The organism is Ensifer adhaerens (assembly GCF_001270265.1).
Lineage (GTDB): Bacteria > Pseudomonadota > Alphaproteobacteria > Rhizobiales > Rhizobiaceae > Ensifer > Ensifer adhaerens_B.
On sequence record NZ_LGAP01000002.1, the window covers coordinates 671,392 to 692,403 of the forward strand.

Here is a 21,012-nt window from a genome sequence, read left to right on the forward strand (position 1 = left end):
CTGCCCCTCACCCTAACCCTCTCCCCGCAAGCGGGGAGAGGGGACGTGCCAGCCGTTGAGCCGCGAGTCGGAGCCTGACGATGGGGCGGGATAGCGCCGCGACCGCCTTCTCCCCGCTTGCGGGGAGAATGCGCCGGCAGGCGGATGAGGGGCGAGCGCCACCGAAACCGATTATGGAGTTCCCTGTCCTTGTCGCTTGTTGCACTGCAGCACGGTGACCTGGGTCCAGCTGTCTCACATCTGCGACAAAGGGCGCGTCCATCGTGTTTCGGTCACTGTCGCATCGCAGGCTTTGCGATCACCTTCCTCCTACAGCTTTGGTTGCTGGTTCACAGGGAGGAATGAGCATGTTGCATCAGAAGATCGTCGAGAGCCCGTTCAGGCAGAAATATGGCAACTTCATCGGCGGCGAATGGCGCGAGCCGGTGGCCGGGCGCTATTTCGACAACACGACGCCGGTGACCGGGGGCGTGCTTTGCCAGGTTGCGCGCTCGGATGCGGCCGACATCGAGCTTGCGCTTGATGCCGCCCATGCCGTCCGCGAGAAGTGGGCGCGCACGTCGGCTGCCGAGCGGTCGAACATCCTGATGAAGATCGCCGGCCGCATGGAAGACAATCTGGAGCTCCTGGCGCGCGCCGAGACCTTCGACAACGGCAAGCCGATCCGCGAAACCATGGCCGCCGACATTCCGTTGGCGATCGACCATTTCCGCTATTTCGCGGCCTGCATCCGCGCCCAGGAAGGCTCGATCGGCGAGATCGACCATGACACGGTCGCCTATCATTTCCATGAGCCGCTCGGTGTCGTCGGCCAGATCATCCCCTGGAACTTCCCGATCCTGATGGCCGCGTGGAAACTTGCCCCGGCGCTTGCCGCCGGCAACTGCGTGGTGCTGAAGCCAGCCGAACAGACACCGGCCTCGATCCTCGTTTGGGCGGACCTCATCGGCGACCTCTTGCCGGCCGGCGTGCTCAACATCGTCAATGGTTTCGGTCTTGAAGCCGGCAAGCCGCTGGCCACAAGCCCGCGCATCGCCAAGATCGCCTTTACCGGCGAAACCACGACCGGCCGGCTGATCATGCAATATGCCAGCCAGAACCTCATTCCGGTCACGCTCGAGCTTGGCGGCAAGTCGCCGAACATCTTCTTTGCCGATGTGCTGGCGGAGGACGACGACTATTTCGACAAGGCACTCGAAGGGTTCGCGATGTTCGCGCTGAACCAGGGTGAGGTCTGCACCTGCCCCAGCCGGGCGCTGGTGCAGGAAAGCATCTATGACCGCTTCATGGAGCGGGCGCTGAAGCGTGTCGAAGCGATCCGCCAGGGCAATCCGCTCGACAGCGCCACGATGATCGGCGCGCAGGCGTCGAGCGAACAGCTCGAAAAGATCCTGTCCTACATCGACATCGGCAGGCAGGAGGGCGCAGAAGTGTTGACCGGCGGCGGCCGCAACGTGCTCGAAGGCGAGTTGGCGGAAGGTTATTACGTCAAGCCGACCGTTTTCCGCGGGCACAACAAGATGCGGGTGTTCCAGGAAGAGATCTTCGGGCCGGTGGTGTCCGTGACCACGTTCAAGACCGAAGCCGAAGCGCTGGAGATCGCCAACGATACGCTCTACGGCCTCGGCGCCGGGGTCTGGAGCCGTGATGCCAACCGTTGCTACCGCTTCGGCCGGGAGATCCAGGCAGGCCGTGTCTGGACCAATTGCTACCATGCCTACCCGGCCCATGCAGCCTTCGGCGGCTACAAGCAATCGGGTATCGGCCGCGAGACCCACAAGATGATGCTCGACCACTACCAGCAGACCAAGAACATGCTGGTGAGCTACAGCCCGAAGGCGCTCGGCTTCTTCTGAGCTTCGGCATCGTTCCCTCTCCCCGAGCGGGAGAGGGCCTCCCAGGTGCGGCCGAGGGCCCTCCTCCAGCTCTCGCCCTCGGTCCACCCTGACTTTGAAACAGCGAGGCGCAGCGCTTGCGCAAGGAGAGTTCGACATGACCGCCACCGAACCGCGAGTGCTTGCGACCGATGCCGCGCTCGAGTTCATCGCCGAGATCAGGCGCGACCATCCGGACATTCTGTTTCATCAATCGGGTGGCTGCTGCGACGGCTCGTCGCCGATGTGCTATCCCGCCGACGACTACATCGTCGGCGACAATGATGTGAAGCTCGGCGAGATCGGCGGTGTTCCGGTCTATATCAGCGCCAGCCAGTTCGAAGTCTGGAAGCACACGCAGCTCATCATCGACGTCGTACCGGGCAGGGGCGGGATGTTCTCGCTTGATAATGGCCGGGAGAGGCGGTTCCTGACGCGGTCGCGCCTATTTGACGGCGCCGAGGCCTGCCCGCTGGTGGTCACAGCGACAAGCGACGGCGCATAACCGCTGCTTCCGTCAGCGTGACCTGACAGCCGTGACCTCAGTCGCGCGGCATTCGCGACCGTTTTTCGTCCGATCCGCGCGTGTTCTACTGCAGACTACCGTCGCCGCCGCGGTCGGCCGCCTTGAAATCGGCCATCACACTGTTCAGGAACTCGCTCTGGGTGATCTTGCCGTCGCGGTTGACGTTGATGGCGGCAAACTGTTGCGCGTTAAGGACAGGCGCTGCCTCGGCGGCGCTCAGGGTACCGTCCTTGTTCTTGTCCAGACTTGTGAAAGCCGTTGTCATGAAGCCCTGATACTCGGGCCGGCTGATCGCGCCGTCTCCGTCGCGGTCGAGCCGATCCATTTGCCCCTGATACATCGCCGCAGGCTTATCCTGTGCGGCGACCGGAGCGAGCTGGCAAAGCACGGCTGCCATAAGCAGAGCTACTTTTCGCATTTCGTAGCCTTTCGTAATCAGCGGCAAGTCAAGGCACTACCGGCCGCACTGCCAAGCACGGCGCCGCCGCCGACAGCCCAGAGCTGACCGCTGCCTGCGCCGATGGCCGAGCCGGCGAACCCGCCAAGGATTGCGCCGCTGACGGTTCCGGCAAGGCAGCCGAAATCGCCGGTGCTCGTCTGGGAAGTTGTAGCAGATTGGCAGCCAGACAAGGCGAGGCCGCCTGCAAGAATGAGGATTAGCGTACGGTTACTCATCTTTTCCTCCAAATTATCCGTGCGTGATCGGGATAGATCGGTGGAGCCGCCACCTAAGTGGCGTTGCATGGAAGTAACGTTCCGAATATGTCCGTCAAAGTATCAAAAGGGCTGCTGTTCGATCAGAAGCACCTCATCGACGCACAGCCGTCTGCAGCGAAAGACGCTAGCTGCAACGGGCAAATGTTACCCCTACAGATGGAAGATGACAACTCTCGGGGCCGGTGCTGCAGCGCCGCGCGTCTAACTAGACGCGCAAAGATCGCTGTAGCACTTTGATTTACTGCACAATTTCATCCTTAATCAATTTCGATTTAAGGATGAAATTGTGCGGGAAGACACGTCGCACAAAAGTGCGCAGCCGTTTTGCGACAACGACATGCGTGAAATCAAGCAGTTGAAGCGCGTTGCATTAGGCTGCTTGAACGCAACGCGCTGGTCAGGAACGACAGAAAATGAACGCCCAATCCCGCTTGGCGAAGAGGGACACGTTTGCGGGCGGCCGAGCCTATCTCAATCGAAGAGGCTCGAAACCGATTCTTCCTGGCTGGTGCGGTTGATCGCTTCGCCGAGCAGGGTCGCCGTCGTGATGACGCGAATGTTGTGCGCGGACTGGACCGCCGTCGTCGGCTGGATCGAGTCGGTGATCACCAGCTCCTTCAGCATCGACGAGGTAACGCGGGCAACCGCGCCGCCGGAAAGCACGCCGTGGGTGATGTAGGCGGTGACGCTGGTTGCGCCGTTCTTCAGCAGCGCTTCGGCGGCGTTGCAGAGCGTGCCGCCGGAATCGACGATGTCGTCGATCAGCAGGCAGTCCTTGCCCTTCACGTCGCCGATGACGTTCATGACTTCGGATTCACCCGGGCGGTCACGGCGCTTGTCAACGATCGCCAGCAGACAGTCGAGACGCTTGGCCAGCGCACGGGCGCGCACCACGCCGCCGACGTCGGGCGAAACGACCATGACGTTCTTCAGGTCGTAGTTTTCCTTGACGTCGCGAGCGAGGATCGGGATCGCATAGAGGTTGTCGGTCGGGATGTCGAAGAAGCCCTGGATCTGTCCGGCGTGAAGATCAAGGGTCAGCACGCGGTCGGCGCCGGCTTCGGTGATCAGGTTGGAGACGAGTTTGGCCGAGATCGGCGTGCGCGGACCGGGCTTACGGTCCTGGCGGGCATAGCCGAAATAGGGGAGTACCGCGGTGATGCGGCGGGCCGAGGAACGGCGCACCGCGTCGATCATGATGAGCAGTTCCATCAGGTGATCGTTGGTGGGGAACGAGGTCGACTGGATGATGAAGACATCCTCGCCGCGCACGTTTTCGCCGATCTCGACGAAAATCTCCTGGTCGGCAAACCGCCTTACGGTCGCTTTTCCAAGAGGCAGGTTGAGATAGTTGCAGATCGCTTCGGCCAGCAGCCGGTTCGAATTGCCTGCGAAAACCTTCATTGACGGACCGCCTTGAGCTGGCGCGGCTACCGTCCGGGTTCATTTCCGGGAGCGGCATTTTCCGCGCAGATTCCGAGAGCCATTCCAATCGCGGTCATTCTTTGCGGATGGCCGCCGTTCAGAGCTGATCGGCCGCTTTTTAGCGACACTGAACTTGAATGCAAGGGGAATGCTGCGCCGCGAAGCGCATTATCCTAAAAACTTTGTATTAACCGGGCCTGGATTGCCGCCATTCAAGATAGGCGTTGATGGTTTTGGTGGCGATTGCCTGCATGGTTTCGGCCGGAACGCCCTCCCAGAGATCGGCGCCGACTGTAGCAACCGCGTCCTGTCCCTGAATGCGGTGCAGTCGGTTGCCGCTGCCGTCGAGCACGTCCCAGACATAGACGATCGTGGTCTTGCCGTTGTCCTTCAGTGCCGAGAAGTAGCCCTTGAGAATGTGTTCGCTGCTGGCATCGGCCGAACCCTTGATCGTCAGGCCATGGCTGCGCGCCTCAGCGCCGAGCTGTTTCGAAAGCGGTGTGACGGCGGCCACAGGCGCACCGATGATCGGCAGGAAGCGGATCGTGCCGCTTGTTGCCGTGCTTGCGGAAGGCACGGAGGCGACGGCCGGCTGCTGCTGAACCTCTTCAGCGGCCGGTTCGGACGTTTCTACGGGCGCCGGCTCGGCGAGCGTCGTCGTGTTCCGGACCGGTTCAACGCCGGCGGCGAGCCGGCTTGCCTGCGCCTCAAGCGAGCCGGGGGGATCGGTGTAGGTGCTGTCGCCGGTCGCATATTCCGTCGGCATGCTGGCGGGCGCCGGTTGCGAGGCGAAGGCCTGGGTCCGTTGCACCGGCGAGCTTTGCACAGGAACGACGGCCGTCTGCGTCGACATCGACTCGAGGTCAGATTGCGTCACCGGTGGCGAGCGGAACGTGCCGCCGCCGACGTCGACCTGCGGTATCAGCGCGTCCGTGCTGTTGCAGCTTGCCAAGGCGGCAACAAGGCCAAGGCTTGCGATGGGCGTGATAAGCTTTCGCATCGTTCAAACCGTCCGTCTCTCTTTCGCGGCAGTTCTGTGAAGTCAGCTCCTGTTGTCTGCCATTTCAGCGTGAGTGTAGGCGGATTTCCCTAAGCAGAAATGAAGTCCAGCCCATAACGGGATAGGGCACGCGGCGTATCAGTGGTTGTGATGTAGGTCTGGCCGAGCGTCATGGCGGTGCCGCTGTCAGAATCCATGATGATCATGTGCACGAACAGCGACATGTCGGGCTCGATTTCCTGCGGGTTGCCGGCGTGGAACATCTGGTGCTCCATCCAGGAAGGTGAGAAGCGCGCGCCGAGCGAATAGCCGCAGGCGTTCAGCCGATGCCGGGCAAGGCCGCGCTCGTCCATGATCTTGGCATGCACGTCGAAGACCGTGCCGAAGGTGTTGCCGGGGCGCAGAACCATCTCGATCGCCTGGATGGTTTCGCGGCAGGCGCTGTAAAGCTCGCGGTGGCGGTTGGTCGGTTCGCCGATGACGACGGTGCGCATCATGGCGGCGTGATAATGTGCGCTGACGCCTGCCCATTCGAGCGTCAGTTGATCCTGGCTGTCGAGCAGCCGACGGCCGGCCTTGTAACGGCAGAGCAGCGCGTCGGAGCCGGAGCCGATGATGAACTCGTTGGCGGGGTAGTCGCCGCCGCCGGCAAGGATCGCTCCCTGCATTGCGGCAAGGATATCGGCTTCGTTGCCGCCGGGGCCGATGAGCGGTAGTGCTGCGTCGAGTGCGTCGTCGGCAAGGCTTGCGGCCTTTTCCACATGGGCGATTTCCGCCGGGCTCTTGATCAGGCGCAGGCGGCTGACGAGCAGCGAGGCATCGACAAGCTCGCCGAAGGTCGAAAGCTGGTGGTCGACGAGGCGTGCGGTACGGCCGGTCATGCCATGGGTGTCGTATTCGACGCCGATGCGGTTGCCGAGCAGGTCCATTTCGCTCAAGAGGTTCTTCAGATCCATCGTCGGGTCGGCGTTGACGCGGTCGACCCAGATCTCGATGCGCTCGATATTGGAGGTGTGACGGGCCTGGCGCAGATCGGCCGAGCGCGTCAAGAGCACCATCGAGCCGTCCTTTTTGACCACCAGCGTCTGGAAGAAGCAGTAGCCGAAGGTATCGTAGCCCGTCAGCCAGTACATGCTTTCCTGCGCAAACAGCAGAACCGCGTCGAGCTTGTCGTCACGCATCTTCGCGGTCAGCCGCTCAAGGCGGGCGGCATATTCCTCCTGGGCAAATTGCAGCGCCATGTCAGGTCTCCCGTATGCAAATTGCGGATATCTGCCGGCCGTAGTCCGGTTCCTGCCGATGCGTGGTGCGGCGGTAGGAAAAGAAGCGGTCCTCGTCGGCATAGGTGCAGATGTCGAGGTTTTCGGCGGCGACGCCGGCTGCGGTCAGGCGCGCGATGGTCAGGCCCGGCAGGTCGAACATGGCGTGGTCGTCGCGTTCGGATGGGTTGAAGAATTGCGCATAGCTGCCATCGGTCGCGAGGAACCGGTCGACGAACTCGGCGCCGACTTCGTAGTTGCGTCGGCTGATCGACGGGCCGAGGCAGGCAACGATGCGCTCGCGCCGGGCGCCGAGCGTCAACATCGTCTCGATGGTGCTTTCGAGCACCCCGCCAAGCGCGCCCTTCCAACCGGCATGGGCAGCGCCGATGACGCCGGCATCCGCATCGGCAAACAGGATCGGCCCGCAATCGGCCGAAAGCACCCCGAGCACGATGCCCGGCGTTGCCGTGACCAGCGCGTCGGCATCTGGCCGGCTGCCGTTGTAGCTGCCGTCGACGACGACCGCATCGGGAGAATGGACCTGGTGGACGGTGGCAAGCTGCTCCGGGTCGGCACCGAACCACCGGCTGACGCGGGCACGGTTCTCACCGACCCGCTCCTTGTCGTCGTTCGAGCCAAGGCCGACATTCAGCCCGCGATAGATGCCTTCAGAAACGCCGCCTTGGCGGGTGAAATAACCATGTGCGATCGCCGGACCGGCCTTGTCGCTGAAGAGCGAGCTTTGCACGGGGGAAAGCGCGGCATCGTGCTGCATCGGTGTTTTCGCCCTTTGCTTTGACGTGAGTTTCAATGGGGTTGGGGGCACGTGCGGCCCGGTGGCTGGCGGCTGATTTGCCAGCGCGATGTTGACCCGCGACGGCGGGGCTGTCAATTGCCGAACGACAGGGGGGCCGTCCGGCGGTGGCTCTCGACCTATGGAGCGAGGCGCCAAAGGCAACGTTCAAAGGGCGCTGCAGCCGGCTACCGTCGAAGCAATCATGCCTTGGATTTGCGGAACGGCGGAAGCGCGATCGGCGGGCTGCTGACGGCGAGCACCTTGAAGAGTTCGCCCATCTTGCCTTCGCCGGATCCGGCAAGCCTCTCGACATCCTCGCGGATGCCTTCCTGGGTCGCGGCATCCTTCTCGCGGCCGAGTGCTGCGGCTCGCTCCAGAAGGCCAAGGCCGATCAGGAAATCGCCCTGGTGGGCAAGGCCGTTGATCTGCAGGCCATCGTTCTTTGCGCGTCGGGCGAGTTGCTCGAAGTCGACATGGCTGGTGAGGTCAGCCCGGCCGGGATTGGCAAGCGGCGGGTCGTATTGATGGTCGAGCAGTGCCTGCAGCGTATCGCCGAAATTGGTCGCCAGGTGCCCGTAGTCGATGATGACGGCGGTGCCACCGCCGATCTTCAGCCGCTCGCAAAGGGCGGCCATGACGGCGTCGCGGGCAGGGGCGATCTCGAAGATCGTGCCTTCTGGAACCACCTGTGCAGGCGTCGGCAGCAGCGTCGGGTCAATGCCGGCGACCCCCGCGGCAAATGTCAGCTCGTCGTCAGCGTCGAGGCCGACCATGCGTTCGCGAAACCCTTGCGGCGTTCGGACGAACTGGCGGATCGGTATGGCATCGAAGAGCTCGTTGGCGGCCAGGAGCAGGAAGCCCTCCGGCAGCGTTTCGAAACTGGTGTGCCATTGCACTTTCTCGCCATGCGCGACCAGCGTTTCCGCCTGGACCTTGCGCAGGCGCTCGCTCGTTTCGACCAGATGGACGCTGGCGGCGGCATAGAGTTCGGGGGAAAGGCGCCTGACGACCCGCAGGACATCCGACATCATCGTACCACGGCCGGGGCCGATCTCGACGATCACGGTTTGCTTCGGCGTGCCATGTTGCTGCCAGGCATGAACGAGGAAGATGCCGATCATCTCGCCGAAAAGCTGGCTGATTTCCGGGGCAGTGGTGAAGTCGCCCGCTTTGCCGAAGGGTTCGCGCACGCGGTAATATCCGTATTCCGGATCCGCGAGGCAGAGCGAGAAATAGTCGGTGACGCTGATCGGTCCGTTGGTCCTGATCAGCGTCTTTATCTTGTCCGCGAGTGGTGTCGTCATGCGTCCGTCCAGTTATGCGGCGGCGACAGCGGCCCGGCGCGCCCGGGTGATGGCCCAGATGCCGGCAAGCGCCATCGGCAGCGAAAGCAGCATGCCCATCGTCAGCCAACCGCCGGCGAGATAGCCGATCTGCGCGTCCGGTTCGCGGAAGAATTCGACGAAAATGCGGCTTGCGGCATAACCGAGCACGAAGATGCCGGTGACAAGGCCCGGCGATTTCAGCGCATGGCGGCGAAAGATGAACCAGGCGATGACCGCAAGCAGCACGAGGCCTTCGAGTGCCGCCTCGTAGAGCTGGCTCGGGTGGCGGGCAAAGGGGCCACCGGTCGGAAACACCATTGCCCAGGGCATCGACGACAGCCGGCCCCAGAGTTCGCCATTGATGAAGTTGGCGATGCGGCCGAAGAAAAGACCGATCGGCACCACGGCTGCGACGATATCGAGCATGCTCCAGATGGCAATGCCGTGCTTGCGCGCGAAGATCAAGATGGCGATGGTCGTGCCGAGCAACCCGCCATGGAACGACATGCCGCCGTTCCAGATCTCGATCGCTCGGATCGGGTTCTCGAGAACGGAGCCGAGATCATAGAAGAGGATATAGCCGATGCGGCCGCCGAGAACGATGCCGCCGGCGGCCCAGAGCAGGAAGTCGTCGAGCTGCGCCAGCGTGGCCGCCGGTTCGCCGTTGCGCCAGAGCGAAGTGTTCTGCACGAGGCGGCGGGCGTAGTACCAGCCGATCAGGATGCCGGCGACATAGGCGAGGCCATACCAATGAACGGCAAGCGGCCCGATCTGGAAGATCACGGGATCGATTTGGGGAAAGGGGAGAATGGCGAGGCGGGTCGCGATGGTTTCCAAAATGGCTTCTCGTTCCGGACCGGTTGTTTTGCCGGAACATGGCGATCGAATCCGGCGTGGTCAAGGCCACTTGCAGTCGTCGGCTGGCCACATTTTATTGATTTTTCTTGCATCCGTTCGCGCCTGACCCTACCTGAAAATCAGGACCGCATCGCAATGCGAAGCGGCGGCTGAAATGGAGATCAGGACGATGAGCACAGGCGCCAACCGCATTATGGACGATTTTGCCAAGCTGATGACCGATGCCGCTGGGGCGGCCCAGGGTGTGCGTCGCGAGGTCGAGACCGCTTTTCGCGCCCAGGCCGAGCGCGCGATGAATTCGCTTGATGTCGTCAAGCGTGAGGAGTTCGAAGCCGTGAAGGAAATGGCGGTCAAGGCGCGCGAAGAAAACGATGCGCTTCTGGCGCGTATCGAGGCCTTAGAAGCGCGTCTCGCTGAAAGCGGCAAGTAACGCGATTCCTGCCAAATAACGGCTTTTCAACGTTTCTACTTCGCCCGCGGATCGATTCTGCGGGCGTTTTGCTGTCGCTATTCCTTGGCGGGATGAAACACCGCCCGTGGTGGTTAATAAAACCTGAAAAGTTTTCCACCTGTGGACACTGGCAAAAAACCCTTATGCCAGAGTCGTTTAAGCACCCGCGCTGAATGGAAATGGCAACGCCGAGCTGGTTGTACCCGGCTATTTTTCGGCCGGGGGGCTGGCAGCCTGACTCCGCCATTATACACTGATTTTAAATGATGATTCGAAACGGACCACGCAAGCTCCAGGCAGGGTAAGTCAGCCAGGATGGATGTGAGTTCAGCAATCATAGTGTGTTTTTGTTCAGTGCCAGGTTTGCAGAGTTGCGTCTTGTGAGCGTGATAACGCGCGCCTGTGTCGCGCCTACTAGGGTGATGCATGAGCCTTTTGGAAATGGAAATCGAGCGTCAGTCCAACCCGGTCGATATGATCGAGTTTGTGGCCGCCACCAATGACTGGTCATTCGAACGGTCGGGCGAGGACGAGATCGCCATGACCGTCGAAGGCAAGTGGGCGGACTACCACGTTTCCTTCTCGTGGATGGAAGAGTTCGAGGCGCTGCATCTGGCCTGCGCCTTCGACATCAAGGTTCCCGATAGCCGCGTCAACGAAGTCATCCGCCTTCTGTCGCACATCAACGGTCAAGTGCTCATGGGGCATTTCGACCTGTGGCGTCAGGAAGAGGTCGTAATCTTCCGGCAGTCTCTGCTGCTCGCTGGCGGTGCCGAACCGACCAACCAGCAGGTCGAGGTTCTGCTTTCGAGCGCGCTTGACGCCTGCGAGTCCTATTTCCAGGCATTCCAGTTCGTCGTCTGGTCGGGTATGGATGCGCAGCGCGCCGTCGACGCGGTGTTGTTCGAAACAGTCGGGGAGGCCTGATATGGCTGCCGTCGCTTCCGGTCCCATCGTTCTTGTCGGCGCCGGCAACATGGGCGGCGCCATGCTCAGCGGCTGGCTGAAGAGCGGCGTCAAGGGCGCCGATATTCTGGTGATCGATCCCGGCCCGCCGCCGGCCATGGCAAAGCTGATCGCCGACAATGGCGTCAGCCACGCAACTTCGGCTCCTGATGGCGTCGAGGCTGCGGTGATCTTCATTGCCGTCAAGCCGCAGGTGATGGAGGCGGTGCTGCCGCCGCTGAAGCCGCTCGTCAGTTCGGGCACGGTCATCGTTTCGGTTGCCGCCGGCAAGACGCTTGCCTTCATCGAGAGCCATCTGGGCGCTGCCGCCACTGTGCGCGCCATGCCCAACACGCCGGCGATGATCGGGCGCGGTGTTACCGGTGCCTTTGCCAATGCCCGCGTCAGCGACGCCCAGCGCAGCCAAGTGCATGATCTCCTGAAGGTCAGCGGCCCGGTCGAATGGGTCGAGACCGAAGCTGATATCGATGCCGTCACCGCCGTTTCCGGCAGTGGTCCGGCCTATGTCTTCTACCTCGTCGAGTGCATGGCAGAGGCCGGGCGCAAGGCCGGTCTCAAGGCGGACCTTGCCATGCGGCTCGCGCGGGAAACCGTCGCGGGGGCTGGTGAACTCCTTCATCAGTCCCCCGACGACGCTTCGAGGCTGCGCCAGAACGTAACGTCGCCGGGCGGCACGACCGCCGCAGCGCTCGCGGTGCTGATGGCCGATGACGGGATGCAGCCACTCTTCGACAAGGCCATTGCCGCTGCCCGTCAGCGCGCCGAGGAACTGGCCGGTTAATTCAAGAGCATTGTCATGTCGGAAACGATTACTTTCGCAGATTTCGAACGCGTCGAGATTCGCGTCGGCACCATCGTCGAGGTCGAGGCTTTCCCCGAGGCGCGCAAGCCGGCCTACAAGCTGAAGATCGATTTCGGCCCCGAGATCGGCATAAAAAAGTCATCGGCGCAGATCACCGTGCATTACCAGCCTGAGGATCTCGTCGGGCGGCAGATCATGGCTGTGGTCAATTTTCCACCGCGCCAGATCGGCCCCGTCCGTTCCGAGGTTCTGACGCTGGGCTTTGAAGACGAGGCCGGCGCGATCGTGCTGGCTGCCATCGACAAGCCGATCCCCAACGGCCGGAAGCTGATGTGATCCGATGACAATCCATGTTGATCTAATACCCGAGCGCGTGAAGGTTTCCTGCCTTCGGCGCGCGGCTGACGCGGCGCGTGAATGGCGCGCCAGCCATGTTCTCTCGCTGCTCGATCCGGAACTGCCCGACACCGACGTGCCGGTGATCGCCGAGGCGAGCCACCGGGTCGTGCGCATGCGCGACCAGGAAAACGCTGTTGCCACGCAGCATTTCCCGGATCTGGTTCTGGAGGTGTTCGAAGCGATGCGTCCCGCCGCCGAGGAAACGTCGAGCCGCATTCTGGTGCATTGCCATGCCGGCGTCAGCCGGTCGACCGCCTTTGCCTATGGGCTGATCGCCCACCAGCTCGGTGCCGGCCGCGAGGACGAGGCTTTCCGGGCGCTTTTGACGATCACCAGAAAGCCTTGGCCGAACCGCCGGATCATCGAGATTCTCGATGCGTCGCTCGGTCGTGAAGGCAGGCTGCTTGCGCCGCTCGACGCCATGCGTGCCCGCCATCCGCGCCGCATCGATGCCTGGCACCGCTTCAACGAGCGACGCGGCCTGATTTCCGTCTATTCGCGCTAGTAACCGGGTTTGCTGACAGCGCCGCGCGCCAAATTTGGCGCGCTAAGGACGCTGAACATTATAAATCATGCACGCTCACGCGTCCGGTAGCAGGGCGTCGGCGTAACGCTTGAGCGACCGATTGTAACGGGGCAGATGGTGCGCCAGCCTGCCGAGCGCCAGGCCCGCCGCTTCCTGTGCCCGTCCGGCATCGACGAGCGAGAGCGCCAGAAAGGCGGCGACGGCGTCATCGAGTTCGTCTGATGGCATCGCGAGCTCGGCCTCGAGCAAGGCAATGCTCTCGTCGGTCTGCCCGAGATTGCGAAGCGTGCTCGCATACTGGATGGTAGCGCGGCGGCGGCGAATGCCAGACAGGCCGCCGGCAAGCGCCTGCCGGTACAAGGGTGCGGCGTTTGCCTCATTGCCGAGGGAATCCTGAGCCGATGCCCGTTCGAAAAGGCCGATCGGATCGCCGTCCCGCAGCTCGGCCGCAAGCGCTTCCAGCCGCTCGACGAACACTTCCGCGTCCATACGGCCGAAATCCGCCCAGTGCAGAGCCAGCCGCTGTTCCCAATCGTCCCAGTCTAGCATGTCGGACACGTCCGGCGTCTCCTCAAGTACGGCATTTCCAACATGGTCGGCTTTTTGCCGAAGCAGCCAGGGTCACGCCGGCACGCGCACGGTTGCCCGCAGACCGCCAAGCGGGCTGTCGCCGAGCGTGACGTTGCCGCCGTGGCTGCGGGCGATGTCGCGGGCAATCGCCAGGCCAAGGCCGGTGCCGGAGCTGTCGAGGTTGCGTGCCTCGTCCAGGCGGAAGAACGGCTTGAACACATCCTCGCGCGAGCGCTCGGGAATGCCGGGGCCGTCGTCGTCGACGGTGATCGTCACCCATTTGGCGCTGTGGCGTGCGTCGATGTTGACCCGGTTGGCGTAGCGGTAGGCGTTGGATGCGAGGTTTGCGACGAGGCGCGTGAAGGCGTTCGGTCGGACGCGGACCTCATCTTCGCCCTCGATCGAGGTGGTCAGAGTCTTGCCGTGCAGTTCGGCTTCGCCAGCAAGGCGCGTCATCAGGTCGCTGAGCTTCAATTGCCCGACGTCTTCCTCCGCCTCGCCACGGGCAAAGGCGAGGTAGCCTTCGAGCATGTTCTGCATGTCGTCGACATCCTGATTGAGGCTCTCGAGGTCGGGTTTGTTCCCAGCCAGCGCCAGCTGCAGTCTGAAGCGGGTCAAGATGGTTCGAAGGTCATGGCTGACGCCGGTGAGCATGGCCGTGCGTTGCTCGATCTGGCGCTCGATGCGCTCGCGCATCTGGATGAAGGCGAGGCCGGCGCGGCGAATTTCATCGGCGCCGCGCGGTGCGAAGTCGTCGATCTTCTGGCCTTTGCCGAAACTCTCTGCCGCTTTGGTCAAAGCCAGGATCGGCCGGATCTGTCCGCGCAGGAACAGGATGGCGATCGATAGCAGCACGAGCGAGGTGCCGACCATCCAGACGATGAAGATATGCGTGTTCGAGGCGTAGGCCTGGTTGCGCCGCGCATAGACCCGGAGCATGCGGCCATCGTCGAGCTTGATGCGGATCTCGACGAGATTGGAGTTGCCGACCGTATCGATCCAGAAGGGCCGTCGGACTTGGCTCGATATCTCCTCGCTGAGGATTTGATCGAGGATCTCGAAGAAGGGCTTGGGCCGCGGCGGCGGCAGTTCGCCGCCCGGTTCGACGGAAATACTGAGATCGAGCTGATCGCGGGCGACGCGGACGATTTCGGAGATGTCGCGATCGGCGGGAAAGGTGGCAATGAGGTCGACGATCGCGGCGATGTCACCGGTGACGGCGGCCGAGAGGCGCTGCGTCACCAATTGCCAGTGTCGCTCCATGAAGACGAAGGCGACGACCGACTGCAGCAGCACCATCGGGATGATGACGATGAGCAGCGAGCGGGCATAAAGCCCCATCGGCAATCGCCGGCGCAGCCAGCGGGTGAAGCGATTCCACGGGCTGTCGGTCGGTTTTGCCGCCTCGCGCCGCATGCTGTCAAAGCTTGCCATCGGTTTCCGCTACGCTCATCGAAAAGTTCGCCACTCTAAAGCGCGCCGCGATCTCTGGGGTTCGCTTCTTGCGCTTTAATTTCTTGTTTCTGCGCATGTCGTTACCGCAAAACCGCTGCGCACTTTTGCGCGACATGCTTTAGTCCACGCTCAGCCTGTAGCCGATGCCGCGGACCGTCTGCAGCCAAACGGGATTGGAAGGATCATCCTCGATCTTGCGCCTCAGGCGATTGATCTGAACGTCGATGGTGCGCTCGCCGACCTCGGCGTCGTCGCCGATCAGTTCGTGGCGCGGGATCGTCTCGCCGGCGCGCTGCGAGAACAGTGTCATGATTTCCTGCTCGCGGTCGGTGAGGCGGATGTGATCGGCGCCGCGCCGAAGCTCCTTGCGCACTACGGAGAAGGTGTAGGGACCGAAGATCACCTGGTCGACCTTGGGCGCCTGCGCGGGCTGGTTGCGCCGCAGGATATTGCTGATACGCAGCACCAGTTCGCGTGGCTCGAAGGGCTTGGAGAGATAATCGTCGGCACCGGCTTCAAGGCCCTCGATGCGGGAATTCGATTCCGCCAGCGCCGTCAGCATCAGGATCGGCACGGTTTTGATCTGACGCAGGCCTTGCGTCAGGGAAATGCCGCTTTCGCCGGGCATCATCACATCGACGATCAAGAGGTCGAAATCGAGACCGACCAGCTTGCGTCGCGCTTCATCGGCGTCGGCAGCGGTCGTGACGCGAAAACCCTGTTCGACCAGATAGCGATTGAGCAGATCGCGGATGCGCCTGTCGTCGTCGACGACCAGAAGATGGGCGGCATCGTCGGAGACTGTCGCTTTTGTTGTCATGCCTAGCTTTCCCCCGTCGCCCGCCGATCGCGGGCTTTCGACATTTCAGTCCCCGGCGCCGTTCTTCATGCAGGCAAGGAAGCGCTTGACGGTGTCGCGCGCGCCGGGACCCGTCTTTGCCAATGCATCGGCTATGCGGCGGGACTGTGGCTCGGCGAGCGCACGTGCCAGCGCCTGGCCTTCCTCGGTGGTGTAGAGCATGCGCTGGCGCCGGTCCTCTGGCCCCGTGACCTGCCGGATATAGCCGGAATCGATCAGCTGCTTGAGCACGCGGGCAAGGCTCTGCTTGGTGATCTTCAGCGTGTCGAGCAGGTCTGCGACCGTCATGCCCGGCTCGCGGTCGACGAAATGCACGACGCGATGATGCGCGCGACCGAAGCCGCTCTTTTCCAGTATCGCGTCCGGATCGGAGGTGAAGTCGCGATAGGCGAAGAAAAGCAGCTCGATGATTTCGAAGTCGATCGTATCATCGTCGTGCACGACGGTGTCGCCCACATATCGGGTGTTTTCTTTGGATTGGCCGGCCACGCGGTCATTTCCTTTCAGCCAAGTTGCAACTTACGAAACAATCGGAAAAATATGTCAGCTTTATTGACATATTTTTAGTGCGTTGGTAGCGTCCATGCTCGGTAAGCGAGACATTTGGCGGCGGTAACACCTCAGGAGGATATGCCGCGCCGCACTGATCGCAAATCCAAAATCTCGAAATTGAATTTTCCCACAATCAGTTTGCCGATAAACTGAAAGCGGGAAGATAATCAACAGCAAGAATGGCGCTCAAGCGCCGGAGGACGACATCATGGCAGCGGTTCCTTTTGATCAGTTGGACGGCGAGATCTGGTTCAATGGCGAGTTCGTCACGTGGAAAGACGCCAAGATCCATGTGCTGACCCACGGTCTGCATTACGCAAGTGCGGTATTCGAAGGCGAACGCGCCTATGGCGGGCGCATCTTCAAGCTGACCGAGCACAACCAGCGCCTTCACAACTCGGCCGAAATCCTCGGCTTCAAGATTCCCTATACCGTCGAAGAACTGGATGCGGCAAGCGTCGAGCTTTTGAAGCGCCAGGGCTTTTCCGAAGCCTATGCCCGACCGATCGCCTGGCGCGGCAGCGAGATGATGGGTGTTTCGGCCCAGAGCAACCGCATCAACGTGGCGATCGCCATCTGGCAATGGGGCAGCTACTTCAACCCGGCCGAAAAGCTCAAGGGCATTCGTCTCGATATCGCCGAATATCGCCGGCCGGATCCGATGACGGCGCCGTCGAAATCGAAGGCTGCCGGCCTCTATATGATCTGCACCATTTCCAAGCATGCGGCCGAAGCCAAGGGCTATGCCGACGCGATGATGCTCGACTACCGCGGCCAGGTGGCGGAAGCGACCGGCGCCAACATCTTCTTCGTCAAGGACGGTGTCATCCACACGCCGGTGCCGGACTGCTTCCTCGACGGCATCACACGGCGCACGGTGATCGAGCTTGCCAAGCGTCGCGGCTACCAGGTGGTCGAACGGGTGATCATGCCGGAAGAACTGTCCGACTTCAGCGAGTGCTTCCTCACCGGTTCCGCCGCCGAGGTCACGCCGGTTTCCGAGATCGGCCCCTATCGCTTCACCCCGGCAACCATCTGCGAAACGCTGATGAACGACTATATGAAGGAAGTTTATCCGGTCGCGGCAGCCGCCGAATAACCGGCCCGACCAGACCTATAGAAAAGGCGGCCCTCGGCCGCCTTTTGTCTTGCTACGGATATCGTTCGGAAGGCGTCAGGCTTGCTTGCCGAGGAACTGGCCGACGATGCCGCTCAACACGCCGCCGCCGACGAGGCCGCCAAGCGCCTGCATGGCAAGACCGGTTGCGGCCGCTTCGCCGCCGAGCATCTGGATCAGGAATCCTCCGCCGAGGCCGCCGATAGCGCCGACGATCGTGCGTGCGACGACACTGAATGCCCCCTGTTTCAATACTGCGCTGGCCGCGTTTCCGCCGGCCGCCCCCGCGATCAATTGGGTAATGATTGGCATTAATGCTTCCATTGATCCCTCCGTATCGAGGCCCGTCGAAGACGAGCCGCCAAATGCCGATGATCCGGCACGGACAGGTTGAGACCGAATCTGGACTCTTGTCAATTTGGCGAAGTGACGGCAGCGGCGCGGGAAGGCTTTGCTCGCTAAAATGTTGCCGTTCATGCCGGAAACGGCCGTTATCGCGGTTTAAAGGGCAGAAGACGACAGAATTACTACAGCGCTCTGGCCTTGTTTTCGCCAGGCTGGGTGCAACCACTGATTCGCTGCAGCGCAAACGAGAACTCCAGCGGCCAAGGTCCGCTGGAGTTGGTTGCGTGTTTTGCCTCTGATTGGGCGCGGCGTTTAGCGATAGACGTAAACGATACGGCGCGTTGCCGGCTCGACCAGAACAGGCTGGCCGTTGATGCTGACATAATCGTAGCTATAGTCCGGCACCCCGCGCACTTCGACCGTTTGCGGCAGCTCGGCGCCGACCACGACTTCGCCGTCGAGATAGACGGTTTCGCCAGGGTTGGTGGTGATATAGGTCCGCACGGTATCCGGCGGCACGATCGGCTCGACGTCTTCGACAGGGCCAAGCAGCTCGTCGCCGGGTGCCGGCAGTGGCGGATCGCCAGCCTGTGCTTCATAGGTCACGATGGGGACTGCAAGGTCGGAGCGTCGATCCTGAACGACGACGGCCGAGCCGCCGAAATCGGTGGTCAGATATTGGGCATAGACCCAGCCGCGAAGGCCGTTGACGTCGATACGGCACCACTTGCTGCCTTCGATGCAGCCATCAAGGACCGCAGTGCTGCCACGTGTGGCCAGGCCAACCGTCGGATATTGCGGGCCCGGGCCAGCGCGGACATTGAGGTCAGTGACGGTTGTGGCGGTCATGTCTGCGAAGGCGGCGGAAGCGCCGGCTACGAGTACGAAACCCGCGGCCGCGGCAGTTCGCAACAGGGGGCGGGTAAGGTTCTTCATCATCATGCTCCTTCTTTATGGCTAAGGGGCAAACGCGGCGATGGTGGGGATGTTCCCCAGGTAACGTCACGAAATGTGAAGATGCGACATACTCAACCTGCAGCGGTTCAACCCGGCGTTAGTCCAAGGGAACCGTTTCGCGATCAAGGTGTTCTTCCTGTCGATGTCGGGCGGGCGCCCGAGGCAAACGATCAGCGGTATGCCCGCGCGAAGAAGGCGAGCGCAGGCAGGAGAGGGAGGTTCAATGTCGAATTCAGCCGTTAATCCGATAAACCCCGCCGTCAACGGATTGCGCCCGGTGGTGGCCATCGTCGTTGCCGCCGAGTTGCTTGTCTCGGCCCTGTTGCTCACCACTGTACAATTCCCGACGCCTCAGCCCCCCTCTGCGGAAATTGCGGCCTTGCGTTAATTCGCGCTGTGCCTGATGCCGTTTGGCGCTATAGGTGTGCCAACGACATCTGAGTGAGGCACAGACGGCATGCTACAGGCGGGCATTATCCCGGTTACTCATTTCCAGCAGAACTGCACGGTTCTCTTCGACGCTGAAACCAAGGAAGGCGTGATCGTCGATCCCGGCGGCGACGTCGACGTGATCCTGCAGACCATCCAGGAGAACGGCATCACGCTGAAGGCGATCTGGCTGACGCACGGCCACATCGACCATGCGGGCGGCGCCAAGGAACTGAAGGAAGCGCTTGGGCTTTCGATCATCGGTCCGCACAAGGACGATCTGCCGCTGCTGTCGCGCCTCGAAGAGCAGGCGGAGAAATTCGGCCTGGCGATGAAGGTCGAAAACGTCGTGCCCGACCAGTGGCTGGAAGACGGCGATACCGTATCCTTCGGCAACCATGTGTTCGAAGTGCTGCATTGCCCCGGCCATGCGCCTGGCCATGTGGTCTATTTCAACCGGGCGCAGAATTTCGCCCATGTCGGCGATGTGCTGTTTCACGGCTCGATTGGCCGAACCGATCTTCCCGGCGGCAACCACCAGCAACTGCTCGATTCCATACGCGACAAGATCCTGCCGCTTGGTGATCAGGTCGGTTTCATCTGCGGGCACGGCCCAGGCGGCCAGATCGGCGAGGAGCGGCGCACCAATCCCTATTTGCGGGGTCTTTGAGCTTTAGATCATTTCATTGTTTCATTGAAACAGTGAAATGATCTAACTCTTTGAAACTACGCAATCCCGGGCGGAAAACCGCTTCACACTTTTCCTGGAATTGCTCCAGGCGCGAACCTCCTTTCGGAGATACGTCTGCAACAATGAAAAAGCGCATGCCCCGGGGAGCATGCGCTTTTTGTTTGTCTGTGTGATGGGCCTTACGATCAGCCTGCGTCGCAGAAGTAGCTGCGGCCATCGTAGCCGCGGAATGTGCCGTTGTCCGGGTTGAACGAGCGGTAGCGCTGCGAGCAATAACGGTACCAGGACGGGGTCCAGGGCTCGAGCGAGCCGTAACCGTCGCTGTAGCTATCGACGACAACAGGTTGCGCGCGATAGACCGGGCGCGAACGGTAGACCGGGCGCGGCTCGTAATAATCGGGTTCCGGGTCGACATAGACGCGCTCGCTGTAACGCGGCTGCGAGGCGATCGCGCCGCCGATGATCACGCCGGTGGCGAGGCCAAGAGCGCCGAGCGCAACGGCGTCTCCACGATCATGGTGCCGGTTCCAATCGCCAGCCTCAGCCGTGCTGAGGGTCGGGAGAACCGAGGCGGCGGCGATGACCGAGAGAACCGTCGCTTTGATGAACTTGTTCATGGCTTCAATCCTGTGCATGGTCCGGAGCGTTTCCGGCCTTCATGATGAAAGAAGGTTAATGGGGCCAAACTGAACGGAGCCTGAACAAAAAAACCCGGCATCACTGCCGGGCTTCAACTTGAATCTTTCAGCAGAACCGGTGTTAGCCGGAGATCTGCAGGTTGACCGCCTTCGGGCCTTTGCCGCGGCGATCCGGTTCGGTGTCGAAGCTTACCTTCTGATTTTCCGACAGGCCGTTCAGGCCGGAAGCCTGGACAGCGGAAATGTGTACGAAGATATCCGCACCACCGTTGTCAGGCTTGATGAAACCAAAGCCCTTGTCGGTGTTGAAGAATTTTACAGTGCCAGTTTCGGCCATGCGTCAGGTCCTTTTCTCTCCACCCGTTTGACGGACGGGTAGCATTGCAGTTTGCCCGGTTGGGCGTTGGGCAGGCAGGTCTCGATATTTGAGGAAAGGTTCCTGTTACCGCAGCCAGCCATCGGAAAGGTTGCA

Annotated in this window: 27 protein-coding genes; 10 read left to right on the top strand and 17 right to left on the bottom strand. The window is 61.8% G+C overall.

The genetic code is table 11. From position 1 onward, the window contains the following. Positions 1–347 precede the first annotated feature (347 nt). Both adh and AC244_RS08025 read left to right on the top strand, forming a co-directional pair. Positions 348–1,856, top strand: coding sequence for an aldehyde dehydrogenase (adh, locus tag AC244_RS08020; protein ID WP_053248235.1), 1,509 nt, complete (start codon positions 348–350; stop codon positions 1,854–1,856). A gap of 136 nt (positions 1,857–1,992) precedes the next feature. After that, on the top strand, positions 1,993–2,379 hold the full coding sequence (locus AC244_RS08025; RefSeq protein ID WP_053248236.1) for a DUF779 domain-containing protein: 387 nt from the start codon (positions 1,993–1,995) through the stop codon (positions 2,377–2,379). 85 nt (positions 2,380–2,464) lie between these two features. On the opposite strand, the gene AC244_RS08030 is transcribed toward AC244_RS08025, so the two are convergent. The 8 genes from AC244_RS08030 to lgt form a co-directional block, all read right to left on the bottom strand. After that, positions 2,465–2,818 carry an EF-hand domain-containing protein gene (locus AC244_RS08030; RefSeq protein ID WP_053248237.1) on the bottom strand — a complete coding sequence of 118 codons (354 nt, stop codon included), beginning with the start codon at positions 2,816–2,818 and terminating at the stop codon, positions 2,465–2,467. A 17-nt stretch (positions 2,819–2,835) separates the two neighbouring features. Then, entirely contained in the window at positions 2,836–3,075 is a 240-nt protein-coding gene (locus AC244_RS08035) for a hypothetical protein (protein WP_053248238.1), read from the bottom strand. A gap of 513 nt (positions 3,076–3,588) precedes the next feature. Next, positions 3,589–4,521: a ribose-phosphate pyrophosphokinase gene (locus tag AC244_RS08040; RefSeq protein WP_025427925.1), complete on the bottom strand. Its 933-nt coding sequence runs from the start codon at positions 4,519–4,521 to the stop codon at positions 3,589–3,591. Positions 4,522–4,729: 208 nt separating this feature from the next. Next, positions 4,730–5,542: a hypothetical protein gene (locus AC244_RS08045; protein WP_053248239.1), complete on the bottom strand. Its 813-nt coding sequence runs from the start codon at positions 5,540–5,542 to the stop codon at positions 4,730–4,732. A gap of 89 nt (positions 5,543–5,631) precedes the next feature. Then, positions 5,632–6,783, bottom strand: coding sequence for a M24 family metallopeptidase (locus AC244_RS08050; protein WP_053248240.1), 1,152 nt, complete (start codon positions 6,781–6,783; stop codon positions 5,632–5,634). A 1-nt stretch (position 6,784) separates the two neighbouring features. After that, complete coding sequence (gene pgeF / locus AC244_RS08055; RefSeq protein WP_053248241.1) at positions 6,785–7,579, bottom strand: peptidoglycan editing factor PgeF; 795 nt, start codon at positions 7,577–7,579, stop codon at positions 6,785–6,787. A gap of 221 nt (positions 7,580–7,800) precedes the next feature. Further along, a complete protein-coding gene (locus AC244_RS08060) occupies positions 7,801–8,904 on the bottom strand; it encodes a class I SAM-dependent methyltransferase (RefSeq protein WP_053248242.1) in 1,104 nt (367 codons plus the stop codon). A gap of 12 nt (positions 8,905–8,916) precedes the next feature. Further along, positions 8,917–9,762, bottom strand: coding sequence for a prolipoprotein diacylglyceryl transferase (lgt, locus tag AC244_RS08065; RefSeq protein ID WP_053248243.1), 846 nt, complete (start codon positions 9,760–9,762; stop codon positions 8,917–8,919). Positions 9,763–9,952: 190 nt separating this feature from the next. Here lgt and AC244_RS08070 point away from each other — a divergent pair, with 190 nt between their 5' ends. The 5 genes from AC244_RS08070 to AC244_RS08090 all read left to right on the top strand — a co-directional run bounded on the left by AC244_RS08070 (position 9,953) and on the right by AC244_RS08090 (position 12,906). Further along, on the top strand, positions 9,953–10,213 hold the full coding sequence (locus AC244_RS08070) for an accessory factor UbiK family protein (protein ID WP_053248434.1): 261 nt from the start codon (positions 9,953–9,955) through the stop codon (positions 10,211–10,213). Positions 10,214–10,660: 447 nt separating this feature from the next. Further along, positions 10,661–11,161 carry a YbjN domain-containing protein gene (locus AC244_RS08075; protein ID WP_025427918.1) on the top strand — a complete coding sequence of 167 codons (501 nt, stop codon included), beginning with the start codon at positions 10,661–10,663 and terminating at the stop codon, positions 11,159–11,161. Between the two features lies 1 nt (position 11,162). Then, positions 11,163–11,981, top strand: a complete 819-nt coding sequence (gene proC / locus AC244_RS08080) for a pyrroline-5-carboxylate reductase (RefSeq protein WP_053248244.1) — start codon at positions 11,163–11,165, stop codon at positions 11,979–11,981. 15 nt (positions 11,982–11,996) lie between these two features. After that, on the top strand, positions 11,997–12,338 hold the full coding sequence (locus AC244_RS08085; RefSeq protein ID WP_053248245.1) for a tRNA-binding protein: 342 nt from the start codon (positions 11,997–11,999) through the stop codon (positions 12,336–12,338). A 4-nt stretch (positions 12,339–12,342) separates the two neighbouring features. Then, complete coding sequence (locus AC244_RS08090) at positions 12,343–12,906, top strand: dual specificity protein phosphatase family protein (protein ID WP_053248246.1); 564 nt, start codon at positions 12,343–12,345, stop codon at positions 12,904–12,906. Between the two features lie 75 nt (positions 12,907–12,981). Here the strand turns inward: AC244_RS08090 and AC244_RS08095 are convergent, their stop codons facing one another. From AC244_RS08095 to AC244_RS08110, 5 genes are all read right to left on the bottom strand, one after another. Further along, positions 12,982–13,476: a tetratricopeptide repeat protein gene (locus AC244_RS08095; protein ID WP_053248247.1), complete on the bottom strand. Its 495-nt coding sequence runs from the start codon at positions 13,474–13,476 to the stop codon at positions 12,982–12,984. Positions 13,477–13,548: 72 nt separating this feature from the next. Beyond that, positions 13,549–14,931, bottom strand: coding sequence for an ATP-binding protein (locus AC244_RS08100; protein ID WP_053248248.1), 1,383 nt, complete (start codon positions 14,929–14,931; stop codon positions 13,549–13,551). Beyond that, on the bottom strand, positions 14,918–15,067 hold the full coding sequence (locus AC244_RS37455) for a hypothetical protein (RefSeq protein ID WP_202596051.1): 150 nt from the start codon (positions 15,065–15,067) through the stop codon (positions 14,918–14,920). Before AC244_RS37455 ends, AC244_RS08100 begins: the two co-directional genes overlap by 14 nt. A 3-nt stretch (positions 15,068–15,070) precedes the next feature. After that, positions 15,071–15,772, bottom strand: a complete 702-nt coding sequence (locus AC244_RS08105) for a response regulator (protein WP_053248249.1) — start codon at positions 15,770–15,772, stop codon at positions 15,071–15,073. A 45-nt stretch (positions 15,773–15,817) separates the two neighbouring features. Beyond that, positions 15,818–16,300, bottom strand: coding sequence for a MarR family winged helix-turn-helix transcriptional regulator (locus tag AC244_RS08110; RefSeq protein ID WP_053248250.1), 483 nt, complete (start codon positions 16,298–16,300; stop codon positions 15,818–15,820). 271 nt (positions 16,301–16,571) lie between these two features. Between AC244_RS08110 and AC244_RS08115 the strand changes: the two genes are divergently transcribed. Beyond that, a complete protein-coding gene (locus AC244_RS08115; RefSeq protein ID WP_053248251.1) occupies positions 16,572–17,462 on the top strand; it encodes a branched-chain amino acid aminotransferase in 891 nt (296 codons plus the stop codon). 75 nt (positions 17,463–17,537) lie between these two features. Here the strand turns inward: AC244_RS08115 and AC244_RS08120 are convergent, their stop codons facing one another. Continuing rightward, complete coding sequence (locus tag AC244_RS08120; protein WP_025427909.1) at positions 17,538–17,804, bottom strand: hypothetical protein; 267 nt, start codon at positions 17,802–17,804, stop codon at positions 17,538–17,540. A gap of 333 nt (positions 17,805–18,137) precedes the next feature. After that, positions 18,138–18,761 carry a DUF1236 domain-containing protein gene (locus tag AC244_RS08125; protein ID WP_053248252.1) on the bottom strand — a complete coding sequence of 208 codons (624 nt, stop codon included), beginning with the start codon at positions 18,759–18,761 and terminating at the stop codon, positions 18,138–18,140. Between the two features lie 244 nt (positions 18,762–19,005). Between AC244_RS08125 and AC244_RS37460 the strand changes: the two genes are divergently transcribed. Next, positions 19,006–19,170, top strand: coding sequence for a hypothetical protein (locus AC244_RS37460; RefSeq protein WP_202596052.1), 165 nt, complete (start codon positions 19,006–19,008; stop codon positions 19,168–19,170). Positions 19,171–19,239: 69 nt separating this feature from the next. Next, positions 19,240–19,881 carry an MBL fold metallo-hydrolase gene (locus tag AC244_RS08130; protein ID WP_053248253.1) on the top strand — a complete coding sequence of 214 codons (642 nt, stop codon included), beginning with the start codon at positions 19,240–19,242 and terminating at the stop codon, positions 19,879–19,881. Between the two features lie 206 nt (positions 19,882–20,087). Here AC244_RS08130 and AC244_RS08135 read toward each other — a convergent pair whose 3' ends face one another. Beyond that, the gene (locus AC244_RS08135; RefSeq protein ID WP_053248435.1) at positions 20,088–20,519 is read right to left on the bottom strand and encodes a BA14K family protein; all 432 of its coding nucleotides are present in this window, start codon (positions 20,517–20,519) and stop codon (positions 20,088–20,090) included. Between the two features lie 142 nt (positions 20,520–20,661). Continuing rightward, positions 20,662–20,877, bottom strand: coding sequence for a cold-shock protein (locus tag AC244_RS08140; protein ID WP_025427905.1), 216 nt, complete (start codon positions 20,875–20,877; stop codon positions 20,662–20,664). Between the last annotated feature and the right edge of the window lie 135 nt (positions 20,878–21,012).